Genomic DNA, 18,997 nt, shown 5'->3' on the forward strand with positions numbered 1-18,997 from the left:
GCCTCACGCCCCGGCCAGCGGCGGCAGGCCCAGCAGCGCCCGCTTTTCCGCATCGGTCAGGAAACTTGCCGCGCCGATGCGGGCCCATTGCTGATCGCGCTCATCGGCCAGGGCCGGGATGCGGTCGGGATCGGGGCGCAGCTCGATCTCGGCGCCCAGATGCTCGGAGAGCCACCAGGCTACCGATGCGGCGACCCGCGTCGCCAGCGGCAGCACCGTCAGCCGGTAGAAGGCGCGATGGGCCTCGGCATAGTTGGCATAGGTCGCGTCGCCGGGGATGCCCAGCAGCATCGGCGGCACGCCGAAGGCCAGGGCGATCTCGCGCGCCGCGGCCATCTTCGTCTCGTGGAACTCCATGTCGCTGGGGCTGAAGCCCATCGGCTTCCAGTCAAGCCCTCCCTCCAGCAGCATCGGCCGCCCGGCGTTGCGCGCGCCCTGGTGGTTCATCTCGATCTCGCCCACCAGGCGGTCGTACTGCTCGGGCGACAGCACGCCCTGGCCGTCCACGCCCTTGTAGACGATGGCGCCCGAAGGCCGGGCCGCGTTGTCCAGCAGGGCCTTGGACCAGGCGCTGGCGCTGTTGTGGACATCCAGCGCCACGGCCGCCGCCTGCATCGGCGACAGACCGTAGTGATCGTCCTGGGGATGGAACGACTTCACGTGGCAGATGGGATCGGGACTGCCGGTCATGTCGAAACGGTGCTTGCGCCCGCCAACCGCGTAATCATAGGCCACCGGCCAGCCGTCGGCGCCCGGCACGATGCTCATGCGGTCGGACCGCAGCACGTGCAGTTCCTCGGGCAGGCCCTGCGCGCCCAACCCCGCGGCCTCGAGATAGCCGTTGCCCGACAGCAGCATCTGCCCGAACAGCGCCTCGAACAGTTCCGCCCGGCCCTGCCCCGGATTGGGCCGCCGCAGCAGATCCAGCACCGGGTGGATGTCGTAACGACGGTCGCGATCCTCGCAGACGACCGGCACCGCCGCCGCCGCCTCGGCGATCAGCTTGACGCAGCGAAAGCCCACCGGATTGCCCACGAAACCGCCGCGCGTCAGGCTGGCGGTGTCGCGCGACGACCAGACCGCGCGCCCCACGCCGCTGGCAAGGGCCACGACCCGGCCGGCCGCGCTGGCCTTGGCTTCTGGCGGAGGCGCCTGCTTGCCCTCCCGTGAAAACATCCGAAACGCCATCTCTCGCCTCCATGCCAACGAAAAAGGGCCAACCCGCGGGCCAGCCCTTTCATCTTGGTCCAATTGTCCTGCCGGGGTTCCGGGCGCGAAGCCCCCGCCCTTACAGCCGCCGCATCTGCGGCCGCCGCCAGCCTGCCCCCGGCTCGATCACCAGTTCGTGGATCGCCCAAACCAGCGCGTCCAGCCGATCGGGCGAGCCGCGCCCCTCGAACCCGCGCACCGTCATCTGGCACATCTGGTCCTCCAGCGCGCCCAGACCGCGCAGATGCTTGACCCGGCCCTGCTCATAGAGCGCGGCGACCGGCTCGGCCCGCAGACCCTTGCCGCGGCCGGCGCGGAGGGCGCGGAACGGCACCAGCGGATCGACCTGTCGGATCACGCTTTCCACCAGATCGCCCCCCTGGTTCACCTCGGCCACCAGCCGTTCGGCGCCGTGGCGGTCCATCGCGGCGATGGCGGCGCGCGCCCAGTCCAGCGGCCCGCCCCGGACGGTGGCATCCTCCAGCACATAGGCCCGCCAGTCGCCCGGCTCGCCCTCGGCCACGACGCCCGCGACCACGATGCCGCATTCATCGCTGGCCTTGCCCGCCGTCACCGCCGGATCGACCGCCACGACCACCCGCGACAGCTTCGGCGCGCGTTCGACGCGCGCGCCTTCCAGCATCGCCGTGGTCCACAGCGCGCCTTCCACGTCGTCCAGCAGCACGCCGTCCAGTTCCTGCCGCCCCAGCCGCGTCCCGCCAAAGCGCGAGGCGACCTCGGTCAGGAAGCTTTCCGCCAGATAGGCGCGGTTTGCATCCGTGGGCGCATGGGTCGTCACGGTGGAGGCATTCCCCAGGATCCGCTTCAGCACGCCCACGTTGCGCGGCGTCGTCGTGACCACCTGCTGCGGATGCTCGCCCAGGCGCAGCGCGAACTGCAGCATGTCCCAGACATCCTCGGACTTCTTCCACTTGGCCAGCTCGTCCGCCCAAGCGGCGTCGAACTGCGGGCCGCGCAGCGCCTCGGGCTCATGCGCGGAATAGACGGTGGCGGTCGCGCCGTTGGCCCAGACCAGGCGCTTGCGCCCGGCTTCCCAGACCGGCCGCCGGTCGGGCGGAGAACAGGCAAGGATCCCGGATTCGCCGAACACCATCACCTCGCGCACCTGGTCGAAGGTCTCGCCGACCAGTGCCACGCGGTGACAGCGCCCCGGTGCGGCGGCGGTCGGTCCCTCGACCATCCGCCGCACCCATTCGGACCCGGCACGGGTCTTGCCCGCGCCGCGCCCGCCCATGATGACCCAGGTCTTCCAGTCGCCCTCGGGGGGCAACTGGTGCGGCAGGGCCCAGAACTCGAACAGCCAGGGCAGCGCCATCAGCGCATTCTCGGACAGCCCGCCCAGGAATGCGTCAACCTCGTCCGGCGCGGCGGAGGCAAGCCAGGCGGCGCCCGATTTCATCTCGTGCCGCGTCAAGGTCGAGGCTTCCGCCTCCGACCCCGCCGGCGATGTCCTTGCGTAACTTGTCAACCCTGTTCCTTTCCGCCATCAGAAGGCCGACCGCCTCGCGGACGACCTTCGCGGTTTGCATGGCTTCCTTCAGTTCGGCGGGGTCCACCGCGCCGCTCTGCCGGGCCTCCAATGCGGCCTCGTGACGTTTGAGATCCTTGACATAGGACCAGAACAACCCTTCAGCGACCGCGATGGCCTCGTCCGGGTCCATCGCCGCCCCTGCATTCGCAACCGGCTTCACGCCCCCCCGCGGAAGGGTTTCCCCGGCCGCGAACGGTCCCGCGGGATCGGTGATCCCGCGCCATTCCATATCGTTCATGCAAACTGTCCCGCCTCGTGTCCTGTCCGCACGAGCCGAAAACTGAAAAAGCGGCCCAAGGGTCGCCCCCCGGCCGCTTGCCCACTTTTCCCAGCATGTGTAAGTTCTACCCTAGGGCGTTCGGCAAGTCAATCCTTAAACCTGGGCGCGTACGCTGCGGAAAGTTTTAACCTGACCGAACAAGACCTTGATCCGGGCAACACCCCCTGCAACACCCCGTTGCCGGACGACACCGCCAGCCGGCAACGCGCCCCGCAGGCGGGCGCGGATTCGCCTCAGGCGTTGCGGTCGCCCCTGCCCGAGGTGCCCTTGCCGCGCGCCTCGGTGGCGGCGGCGATGGCGTTGGCGGCCTCGTCCTGCATCTTCTGCGCGAAGCTGACCATCTGCGCGGCATACGCCTCGGCCCATTCGGGCAACTGGCCGGATTTCATCGCCTGCGCGCGCATCTCCTCGCCGCGCTCGCGCATCTTCTGGAACTGCTCCTCCCAGGCGCTCTGCATGGTCTGCCACTGGTGGCGGACGGTTTCGCCGGCCTCGTCGAAATAGCTGCGGATCTGGCGGTTCATCTCGTCCTGGCGCTGCAGCGCGGCCTCCTGCCACTTGCGGGCACTGGCCATCATATCTTCGTTGCGGGACGTCATCTCGTCCTGCCACTCGGCCACGCGCTTTTCATAGGTGCGGGCGTTTTCCGCCAGGGTCGAGAACATGTCGGACAGTTTCATGGCACAATCTCCTGAAAGGCGGCGGCCGGCGCAGGATCACGCCGTGGACAAAAGCCCGCCCCCGCGATCAGCCTGCGCAAGGGAACCGGCCTTGTCAAACCCTTTGAACGGCTTGGGGTTCAGCCGTCGCCCTGGACGGGGCTTGTGGGGTCGCCGCCCTGCTGGCGCTCGATCTCGCGCCAGCGGGCCACGGCGGCGTTGTGTTCGGCCAGCGTGCGCGAGAAGGTGTGCCCGCCGCTTCCGTCCGCCACGAAGAACAGGTAGTCCGAGGTGTCGGGATTCAGCGCCGCCCGGATCGCGTCGCGGCCCGGATTGGCGATCGGCGTCGGCGGCAGCCCGTCGATGCGATAGGTGTTGTAGGGCGTGGGCGCCGCCAGTTCCGACCGCCGCAGCCCGCGGTCCAGCACCCCCTGCCCGTTGGTGATGCCATAGATCACCGTCGGGTCGGTCTCCAGCCGCATCCCCTGCTCCAGCCGGTTGACGAAGACGCTGGCCACCAGCGGGCGCTCCTCGGGCAGGCCGGTCTCCTTCTCGACGATTGAGGCCATGATCAGCGCCTCCTCGGGGCTGTCATAGGGCAGGCCGAAATGCCGCGTCTCCCATTCGGCGGCCAGGATCGCGGCCTGCCGCTCGGCCATCAGGGCCAGCAGCGCGCTGCGGCTGGTGCCCTTCTCGACCTCGTAGGTGTCGGGCGCAAGGCTGCCCTCGGCGGGGATCTCATCGACCTCGCCGGTCATGAAGGTCGCGGCCTTCAGCGCCTCGACCACCTGCCAGCTGGTCACGCCCTCCGCCATGGCGACGCGCAGCCGCGCGCCGGGCTTCTCGACGGCGGCGATGATCTCCTCGGGGGCCGTCTCGGTGGCCGGGTTGAACCGCGCCATCTCCTCGAAGGCCCCTGTCTCGGGGTTCATGTCGCGCAGCAGCACGCTGTTCTCGCGCACGCCGACGCGGACCAGAACCTCGGTCCCGCAGGTGGACGGCCCGCCCTCGGTGATGACGCCGACGATCTGGGCCATGCTGGCATGGGGCGGCACCAGATAGCTGCCGAACTTCAGATCCCGCGCCCGGCCCAGATAGTCCGTCCCCGCCCGGAAGACATAGGAATTGCTGATCGCCCCCTGCTCGACCAGCTGCTGGCTGACCGCGTTCAGGCTGGCGCCCGGCGCGACCTGCACGCATTGCGCCACCGCGCTCGGACCCGGCCCGGTGAACTGGTGCTTGGCCCAGGCCACCGCCGCCGCCGCCGCGATCAGCAGCACGATCAGCAGCGTCAGGAAGTTCGAGGCGATGTTGCGCCAGATCATTCCCGGACCTTCCCCAGGACCAGGCTGGCATTGGTGCCGCCGAAGCCGAAGCTGTTGGACAGCGCCACGTCCACCTTGCGGCGCACCGCGGCATTGGCGGCCAGATCCAGCTTCGGCGTGACGGCGGGATTGTCCAGGTTGATCGTCGGCGGGCAGATCTGGTCGCGGATCGCCAGCACGCAGAAGATCGCCTCGACCGCGCCGGCCGCGCCCAGCAGGTGCCCGATGCTCGACTTGGTGGACGACATCACCACGTCGCCCGCATGATCGCCCAGCAGCCGCTCGACGGCGCCCAGCTCGATGGTGTCGGCCATGGTGCTGGTGCCATGCGCGTTGATGTAGTCGATGGCCGAAGGCTCAAGCCCGGCATGGCGCAGCGCGTTCCGCATCGCGCGGAAGCCCCCGTCGCCGTCCTCGCTGGGCGCGGTGATGTGATAGGCATCGCCCGACAGCCCGTATCCCAGCACCTCGGCATAGATGCGCGCCCCGCGCGCCCGGGCGTGGTCGTATTCCTCCAGCACCACGCAGCCGGCGCCCTCGCCCATCACGAAGCCGTCGCGGTCCAGATCCCAGGGGCGGCTGGCCGCCTGCGGATCGTTGTCGCGCTTGGTGGACAGCGCCTTGCAGGCGTTGAAGCCGGCGATGCCGATCTCGCTGATCGGGCTTTCGGCGCCGCCCGCCACCATCACGTCGGCATCCCCCAGCATGATCAGCCGCGCCGCGTCGCCGATGGCGTGCGCGCCGGTGGAACAGGCGGTCACGACCGCGTGGTTCGGCCCCTTGAAGCCGAAGCGGATGCTGACCTGCCCCGAGACCAGGTTGATCAGCGCCCCCGGGATGAAGAACGGAGACACCCGCTTCGGCCCGCGCTCCTTGATCAGAACCGCCGTCTCGGCGATCGAGTTCAGCCCGCCGATGCCCGACCCGATCATCACCCCGGTCCGCTCGCGGTCCTCCTCGGTCTGCGGCTCCCAGCCCGAATCCCGCACCGCCTGCTCGGCGGCGGCCATCCCGTACAGGATGAAGTCATCGACCTTGCGCCGGTCCTTCGGCTCCATCCAGTCGTCGGGATTGAAGCTGCCGTCGCTGCCGTCGCCGAAGGGGATCTCGCAGGCGTATTTGGTCACCACGTCCTTGGGATCGAAGCGCGTGATCCGTCCCGCGCCCGACCGCCCGGCCAGCAGCCGCTCCCATGTCGGCTCGACGCCGCAGGCCAGCGGCGTGACCATCCCCAACCCGGTGACAACAACCCTGCGCATCCGCAATGTCCTTCAAGCTGCGATTTCGACCCGGCCCTGATACACGCGCCAGCAGAACCGCGCAACGCCGGGCCTGTCACAGCGGCGCCATTCACCTTTGCGCAAGTACCCCGCAGGGGGTCCGGGGGACGCGAAGTCCCCCGGCGGTCGCGGGACGCAGATCAGGCCAGCCCCTCGGCGCGGAAATCCGCCCGCAGATCCCGCTCGGGGCGCGGCCCGACATGGCCGATCACCTCGGCGGCCGCGATGCAGCCCATCCGCCCCGCCACGGCCAGGGGCGCGCCCGTGGCCAAGCCATAGATCAGCCCGGCCGCGAACTGATCGCCCGCCCCCGTCGCATCCACCGGCACGATGCGATGGACCGGCGCCGTCACCCGCTCGCCCGCGCGGATCAGGATGGCGTCCTCGCCCGACCGCGTGCAGATCACCGTGCCGCAATCCGCGCTTGCCAGCCGCAGCGCCTCCTGCGGGTCCGATACCTGATACAGCGCCAGCCACTCGTGGACGTTGCCGATCACGTAGTCCATCGCCCCCGCCACCAGGCGCCGGAAATCGGCGCGGTGGCGGTCCACGCAGAACGGGTCCGACAGCGCGATGCCGGCCTGCCCGCCCGCCTCGCGGCAGCACCGCGCGGCCTTCAGGAAGGCTTCCTTGCCGGCCGGCCTGTCGAACAGGTAGCCTTCCAGAAACAGCCAGCCCGCGCCCTCGAAGACCCCCGGGTCCACGTCCTCCGGCCCCAGTTCCGCCGAGATCCCCAGATAGGTGTTCATCGACCGCTCGCCGTCGGGCGTCACCAGGATGATGCTGCGCGAGGTCGGCAGCCGCTCGCCCGAGACCGGCGGATTGACGAAGACGGTGCCCGCGGCCTCGGTCTGCGCGGCGTAGGACAGGCCCAGCGGATCGTCCGCGACCCGGCCGATGAAGGCGGTCCGCAGCCCCAGCATCCCGATCCCCGCCAGCGTGTTGGCGACCGAGCCGCCGGGCACCAGCTTCGACTGCGCCCGCCCGGGTCCGTGGTCGTCGGCCTGCGCGGCCATCAGGTATTCCGACCGCTCGCGCTCGATCAGCTGCATGACGCCCTTGCGCACCCCCAGCGCCGCCAGCCGCTCCTCGGTCACGGGCGCGATTACGTCCATCACCGCGTTGCCGATGCCGATCACATAGGGGGTGGTCATGCGGTCTTCTCCTCGTAGGGGCACAGGTCGTGGATGGGGCAGACCGCGCAGCGCGGCCGCCGGGCCTGGCAGACATAGCGGCCGTGCAGGATCAGCCAGTGATGGGCGTTCTGCTGGAAGCGGGCGGGCACGTTGTCCTCGATGGCGCGCTCGACCTCGTCCACGTCGCGGCCCGGGGCGATGCGGGTGCGGTTGCCGACGCGGAAGATATGCGTGTCCACCGCCTGCGCCGGGACGTGGAAGGCGGTGTTCAGCACCACGTTGGCGGTCTTGCGCCCCACCCCCGGCAGGCGCATCAGCGCGGCCCGGCTGTCGGGAACCTCGCCGCCGAACTCCTCGACCAGGATGCGCGACAGGGCGATGACGTTGCGGGCCTTCTGGCGGTAAAGGCCGATGGTCCTGACATGCGCGGTCACGCCCTCAAGCCCCAGGGCCAGCATCTTCTGCGGCAGAATCGGCCAGCGCGAACAGGCCCCGGGTGGCCTTGTTCACCCCCACGTCGGTCGCCTGCGCCGACAGCGCCACCGCGACCAGCAGGGTGAAGGGGTTGGTCCATTCCAGTTCCGTGCGCGGCGCCGGATCGGCCGCGGCAAGGCGCGCGAAGATCGCGGACTGCCGGTCGAAGGGCAAGGGCGGGGGCAGGCGGATCAGGACCATGATGCCCCGCTTTTGGCCGCCCCCGCGCGCCATTGCAAGCCCGGCGCGGCTGTTCCATAGTCGCCCGCATCTTCGATCGGAACGGCCCCGCGGCCCGGAAAGGACAGCCCCATGACCCTGCGCATCACCGCCCTTCTCGCCCTGACCGGCGCGGCCATGGCCGCCTGCGCGCCCGTCGACGGCACCGGCACCGGCCCCGCCGGCATGAGCCGGACCCAGCAGGGCGCACTGGCCGGCGCGGCGGTGGGCGCGGTTCTGGCGGGCACCCGCGACGACGACAGCAACGACCAGGGCCGCGACGCGGCGCGCGGCGCCATCCTGGGGGCGGCGGCAGGGGCCATCGCCGGCAACATCCTGGACCGCCAGGCCCAAGCCCTGCAGCAGTCGCTGTCGAACCCCAACATCCAGGTCATCAACCGCGGATCCTATCTGCAGGTCATCATGCCCGAAGGCATCCTGTTCGCCAGCGGATCGGCGGCGGTGTCGGGCGCGGCGCAGGACGATCTTTACGCGGTGGCGCAGAACCTGAACCAGTATCCCAACAGCCGGGTCGAGGTGGTGGGCCACACCGACAACACCGGCAGCGCCGCGCTGAACGCGGATCTGTCGCAGCGGCGCGCGCAGTCGGTCGCGGGCATCCTGGCCGCCGCCGGGGTGTCGCCCGCCCGCCTGATCGCCACCGGCGCCAGCTACACCCAGCCCATCGCCCCCAACGACACCGCCGAGGGCCGCGCCCGCAACCGCCGGGTCGAGATCCTGATCCGTCCCACCGCCTGACGCCCGCCGACGACGCCGCAGCGGCGGCACGAAAAAACCCCCGGTCCTGCGGCCGGGGGTTTTGCCTTGATGCTGGGCGGGCGCGTCAGTTCAGCCGGCGCGCCACCTCGTCGATGGCCTCGTCGATGCCTGCCGACCGCTGGCCGGCCGCGACCTGCTGGGCCAGCAGCGCCGAGGCCGCGGCGACGGCCGCCTGCACCGCCCGGTCGCGCACCGCGCGCACCGCGTCGGATTCGGCGCTGGCGATCTGGTCCTCGGCGGCCTTCAGGCGCCGGGCGATCGAGGCCTTCAGGTCGGCCTTGGACTTGGCGGCCTGGGCCTCGGCCTCGCGGCGGGCGTTGGCTACGATCTGGTCGGCCTGGCTGGCCACGTCGCGCTGGCGGCGTTCGTAGCTGGCATAGATCTCCTGCGCTTCCTCGCGCAGGCGCCGCGCCTCGTCCAGGTCGCGGCGGATGGCGGCGGCGCGGTTGTCCAGCAGCGCGCCGATCCTGCCGGGCACCTTGAAATACAGCAGCAGGCCCACGAACACCAGAAAGGCGATCAGGACGATGAAGTTGGTGTTGCGCAGCGAGAAGAACGGCTCGGTCGCCGCCGCGGCCGGACCGGCGGCCAACGCCGCCGCGGCGATGATGGCAAGGCGGTTCATTGCAGGACCCCTTTCATGCGGCTGTCCACGGCCCGATCGACCGCGGTCTGATCGACCGACCCGCCAAAGCTGCGGACCAGTTCGGCGGTGACGTCGCGCGCGACCTCGCGGGCGTCGGCATCGGCCGAATCGCGAATCTCTCGGATGCGCCGTTCCGATTCTGCGGTCCGGGCGGCGATCTCGGCATCGGCATGGGCGATGGCCGCGTCCAGTTCCTTCTGGATCTCGGCGCGGTTCGCGGCGACGATCTTGCCGGCCTCGGCCCGGGCGTCCGCCAGGGCCTTGTCATAGGCGGCCTCGGCCTCGCGGGCCTTCAGCTTGAATTCTTCTGCGGCCATCAGGTCGCCGGTGACGGTGCCCTGGCGGTCCGACAGCACGCCGCCGATGCGCGGCAGGGCGATCCGGGCCACGACCCAGTACAGCACCAGCATGGTGATGATGAGCCAGAAGATCTGGTTGGCGAAGGTCGTGACGTCCAGCTGGGGCAGGCCCGTGGCTGTCTCGGTCTCGCCATGCGCGATCGAGCTGGCGACGCTTTCGGTATGGTCGGCCGTGATGGTGACGGCCTCTTGCAACAGGCTGATCATGTCCTACCCCTTGGCCCTGCAGGTCGCGAAGGGGCGGGGCGATGCCCCGTCCCGCCGCAAGGATGGCGCAGGATCAGACCGCGAACATCAGCAGAAGCGCGACCAGGAACGAGAAGATCCCCAGGGCTTCGGCGAAGGCCATGCCGATGAACAGCGTGGCGGTCTGGCCGGCGGCGGCCGAGGGGTTGCGGAGCGCGCCCGCCAGGAAGTTGCCGGCGACGTTGCCCACACCGATGGCGGCCCCGCCCATGCCGATGGCGGTCAGGCCGACGCCGATGTACTGGCCCAGTTCTCCGATATTGCCTTCCATGATGATGCTCCTTGCGGTTGGAAGTGGTGGATGGGTTTGCGGACCTTGCAGCGCGGCGCTAGTGCGACGGGTGCAGCGCGTCCTTCAGATAGACGCAGGTCAGGATGGTGAACACATAGGCCTGGATGAAGGCCACGAGGATCTCGAAGGCGTACATGCCGACCACCGCGATGATCGAGACGGGCGCCACGGCGGCGATGGCCGCGAAGCCGGCGAAGACCTTGATGACGGCGTGGCCGGCGATCATGTTGCCGGCAAGTCGGATGGAATGGCTGACCGGGCGCACGAAATAGCTGATGACCTCGATCACCGCCAGCACCGGGCGGATCGCCAGCGGCGCCGAACGGACCCAGAACAGGTCCAGGAAATGCTTGCCGTTCTTGATGAAGCCGATCGCCGTCACCGACACGAAGACCGCAAGCGCCAGCAGCCCGGTGATCGCGATGTGCGAGGTCACGGTGAAGGCCATCGGCAGCAGGCCCAGGAAGTTCGCGAACAGCACGAACATGAACAGCGTCATGATGTAGGGGAAATAGGCCAGCCCGTCCTTGCCGGCGATGTCGGCGACCATCTTGTGGATCAGGCCATAGGCCAGTTCGGCGATCGACTGGCTGCGGTTCGGGACGATGGCGCGGCCGCGCGACCCCATCACCAGCAGGGCCAGCGTGGCCAGCACGATCAGGAACAGCCACAGGGTGACGTTGGTGGGCGTGTACCAGTGAACCTCGCCGTCGCCGAACAGCGGGCGGACGATGAACTGGTCCATCGGGTGGAAAGACAGGCCGGTTGCCTCGCCATGCGCTTCGGTCGCCACGATCAGTCCCTCTTGTCGGTGCCCGGCGGCTTGCCGGACGTGCTGCCAAGTTCGGCCGCGGTGCGCATCATCACCCTGATGCCGGCCACGAAGCCGAGAAGTATGAACAGGATCAGCATGACCGGCAGCGTGCCGAACAGCCAATCCAACCCGTATCCGATCCCGGCGCCCAGCAGGATGCCGGCGACGATCTCGGTCACCATGCGCCAGGCGACGTGGGCCTTGTCGTAGCCCGCCATCGGCATGTCCGCCGCAGGCTTGCCGCCCAGCCTGGACAGCCGGGCCTCCAGATCGCGCAACCGGGCCGCGTCGGCGTCCCTGTCGTCGTTCCGGGGTTCTTCGGCCATCTGTCGCACGCCCGTCATCGGTTGGCGGGCTGTCTAGGGTGGAACGCCGGCCAAGTCAAGCAACTGGGGCCGGCGCCTAACCCGATGAATGGAAAGCGCCTTTCGTTCCGGCGCTTTCACCGCCGCCCCTTGCAATCCGGCGCCCGGCCCGACAATATTCAACCGCGCGGTTGACCATCGCACCCCAGGGACAGGGCCAGGACGCCGGATGAACACCCCCTCGCCCGACCGGCTGGACCTGATCTTCGCGGCCCTGGCCGATCCCACGCGGCGGCGCGTGCTGACCATGCTGCTCGAGGACGACATGGCCGTCAGCGACGTGGCCGCGCCCTTCCAGATGAGCCTGGCCGCCATCTCGAGAGCACCTGTCGGTGCTTGCGGGCGCCGGCCTGATCCGGCAGGAACGCCGCGGCCGGATCACCTGGTGCAAGCTGGATCCCGACGGGATGCGCGCGGCCTCGGTGTGGATGCAGGGCTTCGGGCAGTTCGACCCCGTGGACCTGGACGATTTCGAACGCTTCCTGGAAGCCGAGATGCAGGACTGGACCCGCGAATGACCCGACCCGACATCCTGTGCATCGGCGCGATGCTGTGGGACGTGATCGGCCGCGCGCCGCGCCGCATGGCGCCCGGCGCCGACGTGCCGGGACGGATCCGCCACATCCCGGGGGGCGTGGCGCTGAACGTGGCGGTGGCGCTGGCCCGCTGGGGGCTGCGCCCCGCCGTGCTGTCGGCCGTGGGCCGTGACCCGGAGGGCGACGCCCTGGTGGCCGAGGCCCGGCGCCTGGGGGTTCTGACCGACCATCTGGCCCGCGACACCGGCCTGCCCACCGACACCTACATGGGCATCGAGGACAGCGAGGGGCTGATCGCGGCCGTCGCCGATGTCCACAGCCTGGAACAGGCCGGGACCGCGATCCTGACGCCGCTGGACGCCGCGCTGTCGGGCTGGACCGCGCCGGTGGTGCTGGACGGCAACCTGACCACCGCCCTGCTGGCGGCCATCGCCGGCGACCCGCGGCTGGGCCGGGCCGACCTGCGCCTGGTCCCCGCCAGCCCCGGCAAGGCCGAACGGCTGCGGCCGCTGGTCGCGGCGCGGCGCGGCTGCTTCTATCTCAACCGGCACGAGGCCGAGATCCTGGCCGGACGGGCCTGCCCCGACGCCGCCACCGCCGCGCAGGCCGTGGTGGCGCGCGGCGCGGCGCGGGTGATCGTCACCGACGGCCCTGCCCCGGTGGCCGAGGCGATGGCCGGCGCGCCGACCCTGACCGTCGCCCCGCCGCCCGTCGGCGTGGCCCGCGTGACCGGCGCGGGCGACTGCTTCCTGGCGGCCCATCTTGCCGCCGAACTTCAACGCCGGCCGCGCCACGCGGCGCTGCGCCTTGCGGTGGATGCCGCCGCCGCGCATGTCTCTGGAAAGGACGTTCCATGACCGCCCCGCTGACCCATGCCCCCGAAGTCCGCGACGCCCTGGCCGCCGGCCGCCCGGTCGTCGCGCTTGAATCGACGATCATCACCCACGGGATGCCCTTCCCGCAGAACCTCGATATGGCGCGGCAGGTGGAACAGGCGATCCGCGACGCCGGCGCTGTGCCCGCCACCATCGCCGTGATGGCCGGGCGGATCCATGTCGGCCTTGATGACGCGGCGCTGCAGGATCTTGCCCGGACCCCGCCCGACCGGGCGATGAAGCTGTCGCGGGCCGATCTGGCGGTGTGCCTTGCCAATGGCCGCACCGGCGCGACCACCGTCGCCGCCACCATGATCTGCGCGCATCTGGCCGGCATCCGGGTCTTCGCCACCGGCGGCATCGGCGGCGTCCATCGCGGGGCAGAGGCCAGCTTCGACGTCTCGGCCGACCTTCAGGAACTGGCGCAGACCCCGGTGACGGTGGTGGCGGCGGGCGCCAAGGCGATCCTCGACCTGCCCAAGACCCTGGAGGTGCTGGAAACCCTGGGGGTGCCCGTCATCGCCTACGGCCAGGACGACCTGCCGGCCTTCTGGTCGCGCTCCAGCGGCATCCGCGCGCCGCTGCGCATGGACAGCCCCGACGACATCGCCGCCGCCGCCGCCATGCGCGCCCGCCTGGGGCTGAAGGGCGGCCAGCTTGTCGCCAACCCCATCCCCCCCGAGGCTGAGATCCCCCGCGACGAGATCATGCCCGTGATCGAGCAGGCCCTGGCCGAGGCCGGGGCGCAGCGCATCGCCGCCAAGGAGGTCACGCCCTTCCTGCTGCAGCGCATCTTCCAGTTGACCGAGGGCCGGTCGCTTCAGGCCAACATCGCGCTGGTGCTGAACAACGCCCGCCTCGCCTCGCGCATCGCCGCCGCGCTGGCCGGGCGATGACCCGTTGACCGCCCCGCCCGTCCTGCCGTAATCCTGACGGGCGTGCGCGGTTGGCGGAATTGGTAGACGCAGTTGGTTTAGGTCCAACCGCTTCGGCGTGGGGGTTCGAGTCCCTCACCGCGCACCAGCCGCCCCCCTGTCTCGCAGTCCCCCGGCTTCGCAGGCCCCCCGCTTCGCAGGATCGTGTTCTTCTCCTTGCGGCTGTGCCTTGACTTTGGATCGTATGCGCAGCAATGCTGCGGAAGTACCTATCAATCTTTTCGACAGGCAGCAGGAGGGGTTATGAACATCGACCTTTCGCGCCGCGGCTTCTTACGGCTGGCGGGTGCGGGGGTTGCGGCGACATCGCTGGGGGCCATGGGCTTCGGCGAGGCCGAGGCGGCGGAACAGGCGCATGTGCGCGCCTTCAAGCTGGCCACGACCACGGAAACGCGCAACACCTGCACATATTGCTCGGTCGCCTGCGGGATCATCTTGTATTCCAAGGGTGACGTTAAGGCCGGCGAGACGGCCGAGCTGATCCACATCGAGGGCGATGCGGACCACCCGACGAACCGCGGCACGCTGTGCCCCAAGGGCGCCGCGCTGAAGGACTTCGTCAAGGCCCCGACGCGCCTGACCACGCCGCGCTATCGCCCGGCGGGCGCCAGCGAGTTCCAGGAGATCACCTGGGACGAGGCGCTGGACAAGATCGCCCGGGCGATGAAGGACGACCGCGACGCCAACCTCATCCAGACGAACCAGGACGGCGTGCCCGTCAACCGCTGGACGACGGCCGGCTTCCTGGCGGCATCGGCCACCACGAACGAGACCGCATGGCTGACCTACAAGACGGTCCGCTCCATGGGGATCGTCGGATTCGACAACCAGGCGCGCGTCTGACACGGCCCCACGGTGTCCAGTTTGGGCCCGACATTTGGCCGTGGAGCGATGACCAACTCCTGGACCGACATCAAGAACACCGACCTGGTGATCGTCATGGGCGGCAACGCCGCCGAAGCCCATCCCTGCGGCTTCAAGTGGGTGACGGAAGCCAAGGCGCATCGCGGCGCCAAGCTGATCGTGGTCGATCCGCGCTTCAACCGCACGGCCTCGGTGGCGGACTACTATGCGCCGATCCGTCCGGGCAGCGACATCGCCTTCCTGATGGGCATGATCCGCTGGATGATCGAGAACGACAAGGTCCAGTGGGAGTATGTCCGCAACTACACCAACGCCAGCTTCCTGGTGAAGGACGAGTTCGGCTGGTCGGACGGCCTGTTCACCGGCTATGACGAGGAAAAGCGCGACTACGACAAGTCGTCCTGGGACTACAAGATGGGCGAGGACGGCTTCGTCCAGAGGGATCTCACCCTGCAGGACCCGCGCTGCGTCTGGAACCTGCTCAAGGCCCATGTGGATGCCTACACCCCCGAGATGGTGGAGCGCATCTGCGGCACGCCCCGCGACAAGTTCCTGCACATCGCCGAGATGATCGGCGAATGCTCGTCGCCGACCAAGACCATGACCTCGATGTATGCGCTTGGCTGGACGCAACACGCCAAGGGCGCGCAGAACATCCGCGGCATGGCGATGCTGCAGCTGATCCTGGGCAACATCGGCGTCCGGGGCGGCGGCATGAACGCGCTGCGCGGCCATTCCAACATCCAGGGCCTGACCGACATCGGCCTGATGTCGAACCTGATCCCGGGATACCTGAACATCCCCACGGAAAAGGAACCCGACTGGGCCACCTACATGTCCACCCGGGGCTTCAAGCCGATCGTGCCGGGTCAGGTCAGCTACTGGCAGAACTACTCCAAGTTCATGGTCAGCTTCCTGAAGGCCATGTGGGGCGACGCGGCGACGGCAGAGAACGACTGGGCCTATCACTACCTGCCCAAGCTGGACGTGCCGGCCTACGACGCCATGCGCATGTTCGAGCTGATGAACAACGGCAAGGTGAACCTGTATTTCTGCCAGGGCTTCAACCCGCTGCTGTCCTTCCCCAACCGGGGCAAGTTGACCGAGGCGCTGTCGAAGCTGAAGATGCTGGTCGTCATGGACCCGCTGGAAACCGAGACCGCGCATTTCTGGCAGAACCACGGCATCTACAACGACGTGGACAGCGCGGCCATCCAGACCGAGGTCCTGGAACTGCCCACCACCTGCTTCGCCGAGGACGAAGGCGCGCTGGTGAACTCGGGGCGGTGGCTGCAGTGGCACTGGGCGGGGGCCACCCCCGGGCGAGGCCAGGCACGACACCTGGATCATGGCGCAGATCTTCCTGCGCATGAAGAAGCTGTACCAGGAGGAGGGCGGGGTGTTCCCCGACCCGATCCTGAACCTGACCTGGGACTATCGCGACCCCAACGAGCCCAAGCCGGACGAGCTTGCCCGCGAGATGAACGGCCGCGCGCTGGCCACCGTCTATGACCCTGCCGACCCCACCAAGGTCCTGGCAGAGGCGGGCCAGCAGCTGTCGGGCTTCGGGCAGTACCGCGACGACGGCTCGACCATGGGCGGCTGCTGGATCTATGCCGGCAGCTGGACCGAGGAAGGCAACATGATGGCGCGCCGGGACAATACCGATCCCGACGACACCGGCATGTTCCTGAACTGGGCCTTCGCCTGGCCGTCGAACCGCCGGATCCTCTACAACGCCGCGTCCTGCGACCCGCAGGGCAGGCCCTGGGATCCGTCGCGCATGCTGATCGAATGGAACGGCGAGCGCTGGGTCGGCTATGACGTGCCCGACATCCCGGTGACGGCCCCGCCGGGGCAGACGCTGCCCTTCATCATGAACCCGGAAGGCGCCTCGCGCCTGTTCACCCGGGGGATGATGCGGGACGGCCCCTTCCCCACGCATATGGAGCCTTTCGAGGCGCCCATCGCCAACGTGTTCAACCCGCGGATGCGCGGGAACCCCGTGGCGCGGGTCTTCGAAAGCACCGCCAACCAGTTCGCCGAGATCGGGGACCCCGAGTTCCCCTTCGTGGCGACCAGCTATCGCCTGACCGAGCATTTCCACTACTGGACCAAGCACAACCCGGTGAACGCCGTGTTGCAGCCCGAGTTCTTCGTGGAGATCAGCGAGGAACTGGCGGCCGAGCGGGGCATCGAGCGCGGCGGACGGGTCCGCGTCTGGTCCAAGCGCGGCGAGATCTGGGCCAAGGCGGTGGTCACCAAGCGGCTGCGGCCGATGCAGGTGGACGGCAAGACCGTCCATGTGATCGGCATCCCGCTGCACTGGGGCTTCATGGGGTCCGCGAGGAAGGGCTTCGGGCCGAACAGCCTGACATCCCAGGTTGGCGACGCCAACGTGGAAACGCCAGAATTCAAGGCCTTCATGGTCAATATTGAACCTTCCGCAGAGGAGCCGGTGGCATGAGCGAAACCGCGCCCCAGCCCAAGACGGCGGCCTCGAACCCCCGGTTCAGCCGCTGGCCTCGAACCTGCTGCCGTCCGACGTGGTCCGCATCTCGGCCACGCTGGACGTGCCGCAGCCGGACCGTCAGCTGACCAAGGTCGCCAAGCTGATCGACGTGTCCAAGTGCATCGGCTGCAAGGCCTGCCAGTCGGCCTGCGTCGAGTGGAACGACACCCGGCCCGATCTCGAGGAGAACGTGGGGGTCTATGACAACCCCCACGACCTCACGCCCAACATGTTCACCCTGATGCGCTTTACCGAATGGGTGAACCCGGAAACCGACAACCTGGAATGGCTGATCCGCAAGGACGGCTGCATGCATTGCGAGGATCCGGGCTGCCTCAAGGCCTGCCCGGCCCCCGGCGCCATCGTGCAGTATTCCAACGGCATCGTCGATTTCATCCACGAGAACTGCATCGGCTGCGGCTACTGCGTGACCGGCTGCCCCTTCGACATCCCGCGCATCAGCAAGGTCGATCACAAGAGCTACAAATGCACCCTGTGTTCCGACCGCGTGGCGGTGGGCCAGGGTCCGGCCTGCGCCAAGGCCTGCCCGACGCAGGCGATCGTCTTCGGCACCAAGGAAGACATGATCGCCCATGCCAACGAGCGGGTCGAGGATCTGAAGTCGCGCGGCTACGAGAACGCCGGGATCTACGATCCCGCCGGGGTCGGCGGCACGCATGTCTTCTATGTGCTGCACCACGCCGACAAGCCCTCGGTCTATGACAAGCTGCCCGACAACCCGCAGATCTCTCCGGTGGTCGAGGGCTGGAAGGGCGCGACCAAGACCGCGGGACTGGCGGTCATGGGCATCGCCGCCGTGGGCGCCGCGATCCACGGCATCTTCGGCCGTGCGAACCGCGTCGCCGAGCACGAGGAGAAAGAGGCCGAGAAGCTGGTGGTGTCGGACGGCTCGGACGACCGGGGGGCGTCTGAATGGCGCATCCCCGATATTCGGAACCGGGCGACCGGATCGAATCCACCCGCCCGGTAACGGTCAGCCGTTACCGGGGCTTCATCCGCGTCAACCACTGGGTCACGGCGCTGTCGTTGATCCTGCTGCTGCTGTCGGGGCTGGCCTTCTTCCATCCCTCGATGTACTTCCTGACCGGCCTGTTCGGCGGCGGCCAGACCGCGCGCTGGCTGCATCCGATCATCGGCGTGGTGCTGTTCGTCAGCTTCCTGGTGATGTTCGTCCAGCTGTGGCGGCTGAACCTGCCCAACAAGGACGACAAGGCCTGGCTCAGCCAGTTCGGCGACGTGGTCAAGGGCAACGAGGACAAGCTGCCCGAGCTTGGCAAGTACAATGCCGGGCAGAAGTTCATCTTCTGGGGCATGACGGCGCTGATCGTGGTGCTGATCGTGACCGGGGTGATGATCTGGGAACAGTTCTTCGGCGACCTGGTGTCGATCCCGGTGCGCCGCTGGGCGGTACTGATCCACGCCGTCTCGGCGGTGGCGATCATCCTGATCTTCATCCTGCATGTCTATGCGGCCTTCTGGACGCGCGGCACGCTGCGGGCGATGACCCGGGGCACCGTCACCGGCGGCTGGGCCTATCGCCATCACCGCAAGTGGCTGCGCGAAGTGGCGCGGCGCCGTCAGAACGGCCCGGCGGAATAGCCCCTGGAACAGTGGCCCG

Annotated in this window: 20 protein-coding genes, 1 tRNA gene and 2 pseudogenes; 10 read left to right on the forward strand and 13 right to left on the reverse strand. The window is 69.1% G+C overall.

Translation table 11 applies throughout. The annotated features are described in order from the left end of the window. Positions 1-3: 3 nt before the first annotated feature. From ACZ1HC_RS14620 to nth, 8 genes and pseudogenes are all read right to left on the reverse strand, one after another. Positions 4-1,188 (reverse strand): phage portal protein, encoded by a 1,185-nt coding sequence (locus ACZ1HC_RS14620; RefSeq protein WP_472700606.1) that lies wholly within the window; start codon positions 1,186-1,188, stop codon positions 4-6. 100 nt (positions 1,189-1,288) lie between these two features. After that, positions 1,289-2,629 carry a DNA-packaging protein gene (locus tag ACZ1HC_RS14625; RefSeq protein ID WP_472700607.1) on the reverse strand — a complete coding sequence of 447 codons (1,341 nt, stop codon included), beginning with the start codon at positions 2,627-2,629 and terminating at the stop codon, positions 1,289-1,291. Beyond that, positions 2,580-2,999, reverse strand: a complete 420-nt coding sequence (locus ACZ1HC_RS14630) for a permease (RefSeq protein ID WP_472700608.1) — start codon at positions 2,997-2,999, stop codon at positions 2,580-2,582. Before ACZ1HC_RS14630 ends, ACZ1HC_RS14625 begins: the two co-directional genes overlap by 50 nt. A gap of 275 nt (positions 3,000-3,274) precedes the next feature. Further along, a complete protein-coding gene (locus ACZ1HC_RS14635) occupies positions 3,275-3,721 on the reverse strand; it encodes a hypothetical protein (protein WP_472700609.1) in 447 nt (148 codons plus the stop codon). 119 nt (positions 3,722-3,840) lie between these two features. Continuing rightward, positions 3,841-5,025, reverse strand: coding sequence for an endolytic transglycosylase MltG (gene mltG / locus ACZ1HC_RS14640; protein ID WP_472700610.1), 1,185 nt, complete (start codon positions 5,023-5,025; stop codon positions 3,841-3,843). Continuing rightward, positions 5,022-6,284: a beta-ketoacyl-ACP synthase II gene (fabF, locus tag ACZ1HC_RS14645; protein WP_472700611.1), complete on the reverse strand. Its 1,263-nt coding sequence runs from the start codon at positions 6,282-6,284 to the stop codon at positions 5,022-5,024. Before fabF ends, mltG begins: the two co-directional genes overlap by 4 nt. A gap of 161 nt (positions 6,285-6,445) precedes the next feature. Then, positions 6,446-7,459: an adenosine kinase gene (locus ACZ1HC_RS14650; RefSeq protein ID WP_472700612.1), complete on the reverse strand. Its 1,014-nt coding sequence runs from the start codon at positions 7,457-7,459 to the stop codon at positions 6,446-6,448. Next, a pseudogene (nth, locus tag ACZ1HC_RS14655) lies at positions 7,456-8,116 on the reverse strand (endonuclease III). The gene ACZ1HC_RS14650 and the pseudogene nth overlap by 4 nt, the downstream one beginning before the upstream one ends. Before the next feature lie 111 nt (positions 8,117-8,227). Here nth and ACZ1HC_RS14660 point away from each other — a divergent pair. After that, a complete protein-coding gene (locus ACZ1HC_RS14660; protein ID WP_472700613.1) occupies positions 8,228-8,893 on the forward strand; it encodes a YiaD family glycine zipper/OmpA-like lipoprotein in 666 nt (221 codons plus the stop codon). An 85-nt stretch (positions 8,894-8,978) separates the two neighbouring features. On the opposite strand, the gene ACZ1HC_RS14665 is transcribed toward ACZ1HC_RS14660, so the two are convergent. From ACZ1HC_RS14665 to ACZ1HC_RS14685, 5 genes are all read right to left on the reverse strand, one after another. Continuing rightward, positions 8,979-9,539 carry a F0F1 ATP synthase subunit B gene (locus ACZ1HC_RS14665; protein WP_472700614.1) on the reverse strand — a complete coding sequence of 187 codons (561 nt, stop codon included), beginning with the start codon at positions 9,537-9,539 and terminating at the stop codon, positions 8,979-8,981. Further along, entirely contained in the window at positions 9,536-10,126 is a 591-nt protein-coding gene (locus tag ACZ1HC_RS14670) for a F0F1 ATP synthase subunit B' (protein ID WP_472700615.1), read from the reverse strand. The genes ACZ1HC_RS14665 and ACZ1HC_RS14670 overlap by 4 nt, the downstream gene beginning before the upstream one ends. 73 nt (positions 10,127-10,199) lie before the next feature. Beyond that, positions 10,200-10,436 (reverse strand): F0F1 ATP synthase subunit C, encoded by a 237-nt coding sequence (locus ACZ1HC_RS14675; RefSeq protein WP_090611015.1) that lies wholly within the window; start codon positions 10,434-10,436, stop codon positions 10,200-10,202. 58 nt (positions 10,437-10,494) lie between these two features. Beyond that, the gene (locus ACZ1HC_RS14680; protein WP_472700616.1) at positions 10,495-11,250 is read right to left on the reverse strand and encodes a F0F1 ATP synthase subunit A; all 756 of its coding nucleotides are present in this window, start codon (positions 11,248-11,250) and stop codon (positions 10,495-10,497) included. 2 nt (positions 11,251-11,252) lie between these two features. Further along, entirely contained in the window at positions 11,253-11,597 is a 345-nt protein-coding gene (locus ACZ1HC_RS14685) for an AtpZ/AtpI family protein (protein WP_472700617.1), read from the reverse strand. A 208-nt stretch (positions 11,598-11,805) separates the two neighbouring features. Between ACZ1HC_RS14685 and ACZ1HC_RS14690 the strand changes: the two are divergent. The 9 genes and pseudogenes from ACZ1HC_RS14690 (at position 11,806) to ACZ1HC_RS14730 (ending at position 18,978) form a co-directional block, all read left to right on the forward strand. Next, positions 11,806-12,154: pseudogene (locus ACZ1HC_RS14690) on the forward strand (ArsR/SmtB family transcription factor). Next, complete coding sequence (locus tag ACZ1HC_RS14695) at positions 12,151-13,029, forward strand: PfkB family carbohydrate kinase (RefSeq protein ID WP_472700618.1); 879 nt, start codon at positions 12,151-12,153, stop codon at positions 13,027-13,029. Before ACZ1HC_RS14690 ends, ACZ1HC_RS14695 begins: the two are co-directional and overlap by 4 nt. Then, positions 13,026-13,943 (forward strand): pseudouridine-5'-phosphate glycosidase, encoded by a 918-nt coding sequence (locus tag ACZ1HC_RS14700; protein WP_472700619.1) that lies wholly within the window; start codon positions 13,026-13,028, stop codon positions 13,941-13,943. Before ACZ1HC_RS14695 ends, ACZ1HC_RS14700 begins: the two co-directional genes overlap by 4 nt. 44 nt (positions 13,944-13,987) lie before the next feature. Then, positions 13,988-14,070, forward strand: a tRNA-Leu gene (locus tag ACZ1HC_RS14705). 155 nt (positions 14,071-14,225) lie between these two features. After that, positions 14,226-14,825 carry a molybdopterin-dependent oxidoreductase gene (locus ACZ1HC_RS14710; protein ID WP_472700620.1) on the forward strand — a complete coding sequence of 200 codons (600 nt, stop codon included), beginning with the start codon at positions 14,226-14,228 and terminating at the stop codon, positions 14,823-14,825. A 48-nt stretch (positions 14,826-14,873) separates the two neighbouring features. After that, positions 14,874-16,358 (forward strand): molybdopterin-dependent oxidoreductase, encoded by a 1,485-nt coding sequence (locus ACZ1HC_RS14715; protein ID WP_472700621.1) that lies wholly within the window; start codon positions 14,874-14,876, stop codon positions 16,356-16,358. Then, positions 16,246-17,313: a molybdopterin dinucleotide binding domain-containing protein gene (locus tag ACZ1HC_RS14720; RefSeq protein ID WP_472700622.1), complete on the forward strand. Its 1,068-nt coding sequence runs from the start codon at positions 16,246-16,248 to the stop codon at positions 17,311-17,313. The genes ACZ1HC_RS14715 and ACZ1HC_RS14720 overlap by 113 nt, the downstream gene beginning before the upstream one ends. 79 nt (positions 17,314-17,392) lie before the next feature. Continuing rightward, on the forward strand, positions 17,393-18,349 hold the full coding sequence (gene fdxH, locus ACZ1HC_RS14725; protein ID WP_472700623.1) for a formate dehydrogenase subunit beta: 957 nt from the start codon (positions 17,393-17,395) through the stop codon (positions 18,347-18,349). Next, positions 18,292-18,978 carry a formate dehydrogenase subunit gamma gene (locus ACZ1HC_RS14730; protein WP_472700624.1) on the forward strand — a complete coding sequence of 229 codons (687 nt, stop codon included), beginning with the start codon at positions 18,292-18,294 and terminating at the stop codon, positions 18,976-18,978. The genes fdxH and ACZ1HC_RS14730 overlap by 58 nt, the downstream gene beginning before the upstream one ends. The last annotated feature ends 19 nt before the right edge of the window (positions 18,979-18,997 follow it).

This window comes from Paracoccus sp. BR5-17, assembly GCF_055693925.1.

Bases quoted from the DNA above. Each gene is read 5' to 3' on its own strand.
- ACZ1HC_RS14620 (WP_472700606.1), bottom strand. From the start codon at position 1,188: ATGGCGTTTCGGATGTTTTCACGGGAGGGCAAGCAGGCGCCTCCGCCA.
- ACZ1HC_RS14625 (WP_472700607.1), bottom strand. From the start codon at position 2,629: ATGAAATCGGGCGCCGCCTGGCTTGCCTCCGCCGCGCCGGACGAGGTT.
- ACZ1HC_RS14630 (WP_472700608.1), bottom strand. From the start codon at position 2,999: ATGAACGATATGGAATGGCGCGGGATCACCGATCCCGCGGGACCGTTC.
- ACZ1HC_RS14635 (WP_472700609.1), bottom strand. From the start codon at position 3,721: ATGAAACTGTCCGACATGTTCTCGACCCTGGCGGAAAACGCCCGCACC.
- mltG (WP_472700610.1), bottom strand. From the start codon at position 5,025: ATGATCTGGCGCAACATCGCCTCGAACTTCCTGACGCTGCTGATCGTG.
- fabF (WP_472700611.1), bottom strand. From the start codon at position 6,284: ATGCGCAGGGTTGTTGTCACCGGGTTGGGGATGGTCACGCCGCTGGCC.
- ACZ1HC_RS14650 (WP_472700612.1), bottom strand. From the start codon at position 7,459: ATGACCACCCCCTATGTGATCGGCATCGGCAACGCGGTGATGGACGTA.
- ACZ1HC_RS14660 (WP_472700613.1), top strand. From the start codon at position 8,228: ATGACCCTGCGCATCACCGCCCTTCTCGCCCTGACCGGCGCGGCCATG.
- ACZ1HC_RS14665 (WP_472700614.1), bottom strand. From the start codon at position 9,539: ATGAACCGCCTTGCCATCATCGCCGCGGCGGCGTTGGCCGCCGGTCCG.
- ACZ1HC_RS14670 (WP_472700615.1), bottom strand. From the start codon at position 10,126: ATGATCAGCCTGTTGCAAGAGGCCGTCACCATCACGGCCGACCATACC.
- ACZ1HC_RS14675 (WP_090611015.1), bottom strand. From the start codon at position 10,436: ATGGAAGGCAATATCGGAGAACTGGGCCAGTACATCGGCGTCGGCCTG.
- ACZ1HC_RS14685 (WP_472700617.1), bottom strand. From the start codon at position 11,597: ATGGCCGAAGAACCCCGGAACGACGACAGGGACGCCGACGCGGCCCGG.
- ACZ1HC_RS14695 (WP_472700618.1), top strand. From the start codon at position 12,151: ATGACCCGACCCGACATCCTGTGCATCGGCGCGATGCTGTGGGACGTG.
- ACZ1HC_RS14700 (WP_472700619.1), top strand. From the start codon at position 13,026: ATGACCGCCCCGCTGACCCATGCCCCCGAAGTCCGCGACGCCCTGGCC.
- ACZ1HC_RS14710 (WP_472700620.1), top strand. From the start codon at position 14,226: ATGAACATCGACCTTTCGCGCCGCGGCTTCTTACGGCTGGCGGGTGCG.
- ACZ1HC_RS14715 (WP_472700621.1), top strand. From the start codon at position 14,874: ATGACCAACTCCTGGACCGACATCAAGAACACCGACCTGGTGATCGTC.
- ACZ1HC_RS14730 (WP_472700624.1), top strand. From the start codon at position 18,292: ATGGCGCATCCCCGATATTCGGAACCGGGCGACCGGATCGAATCCACC.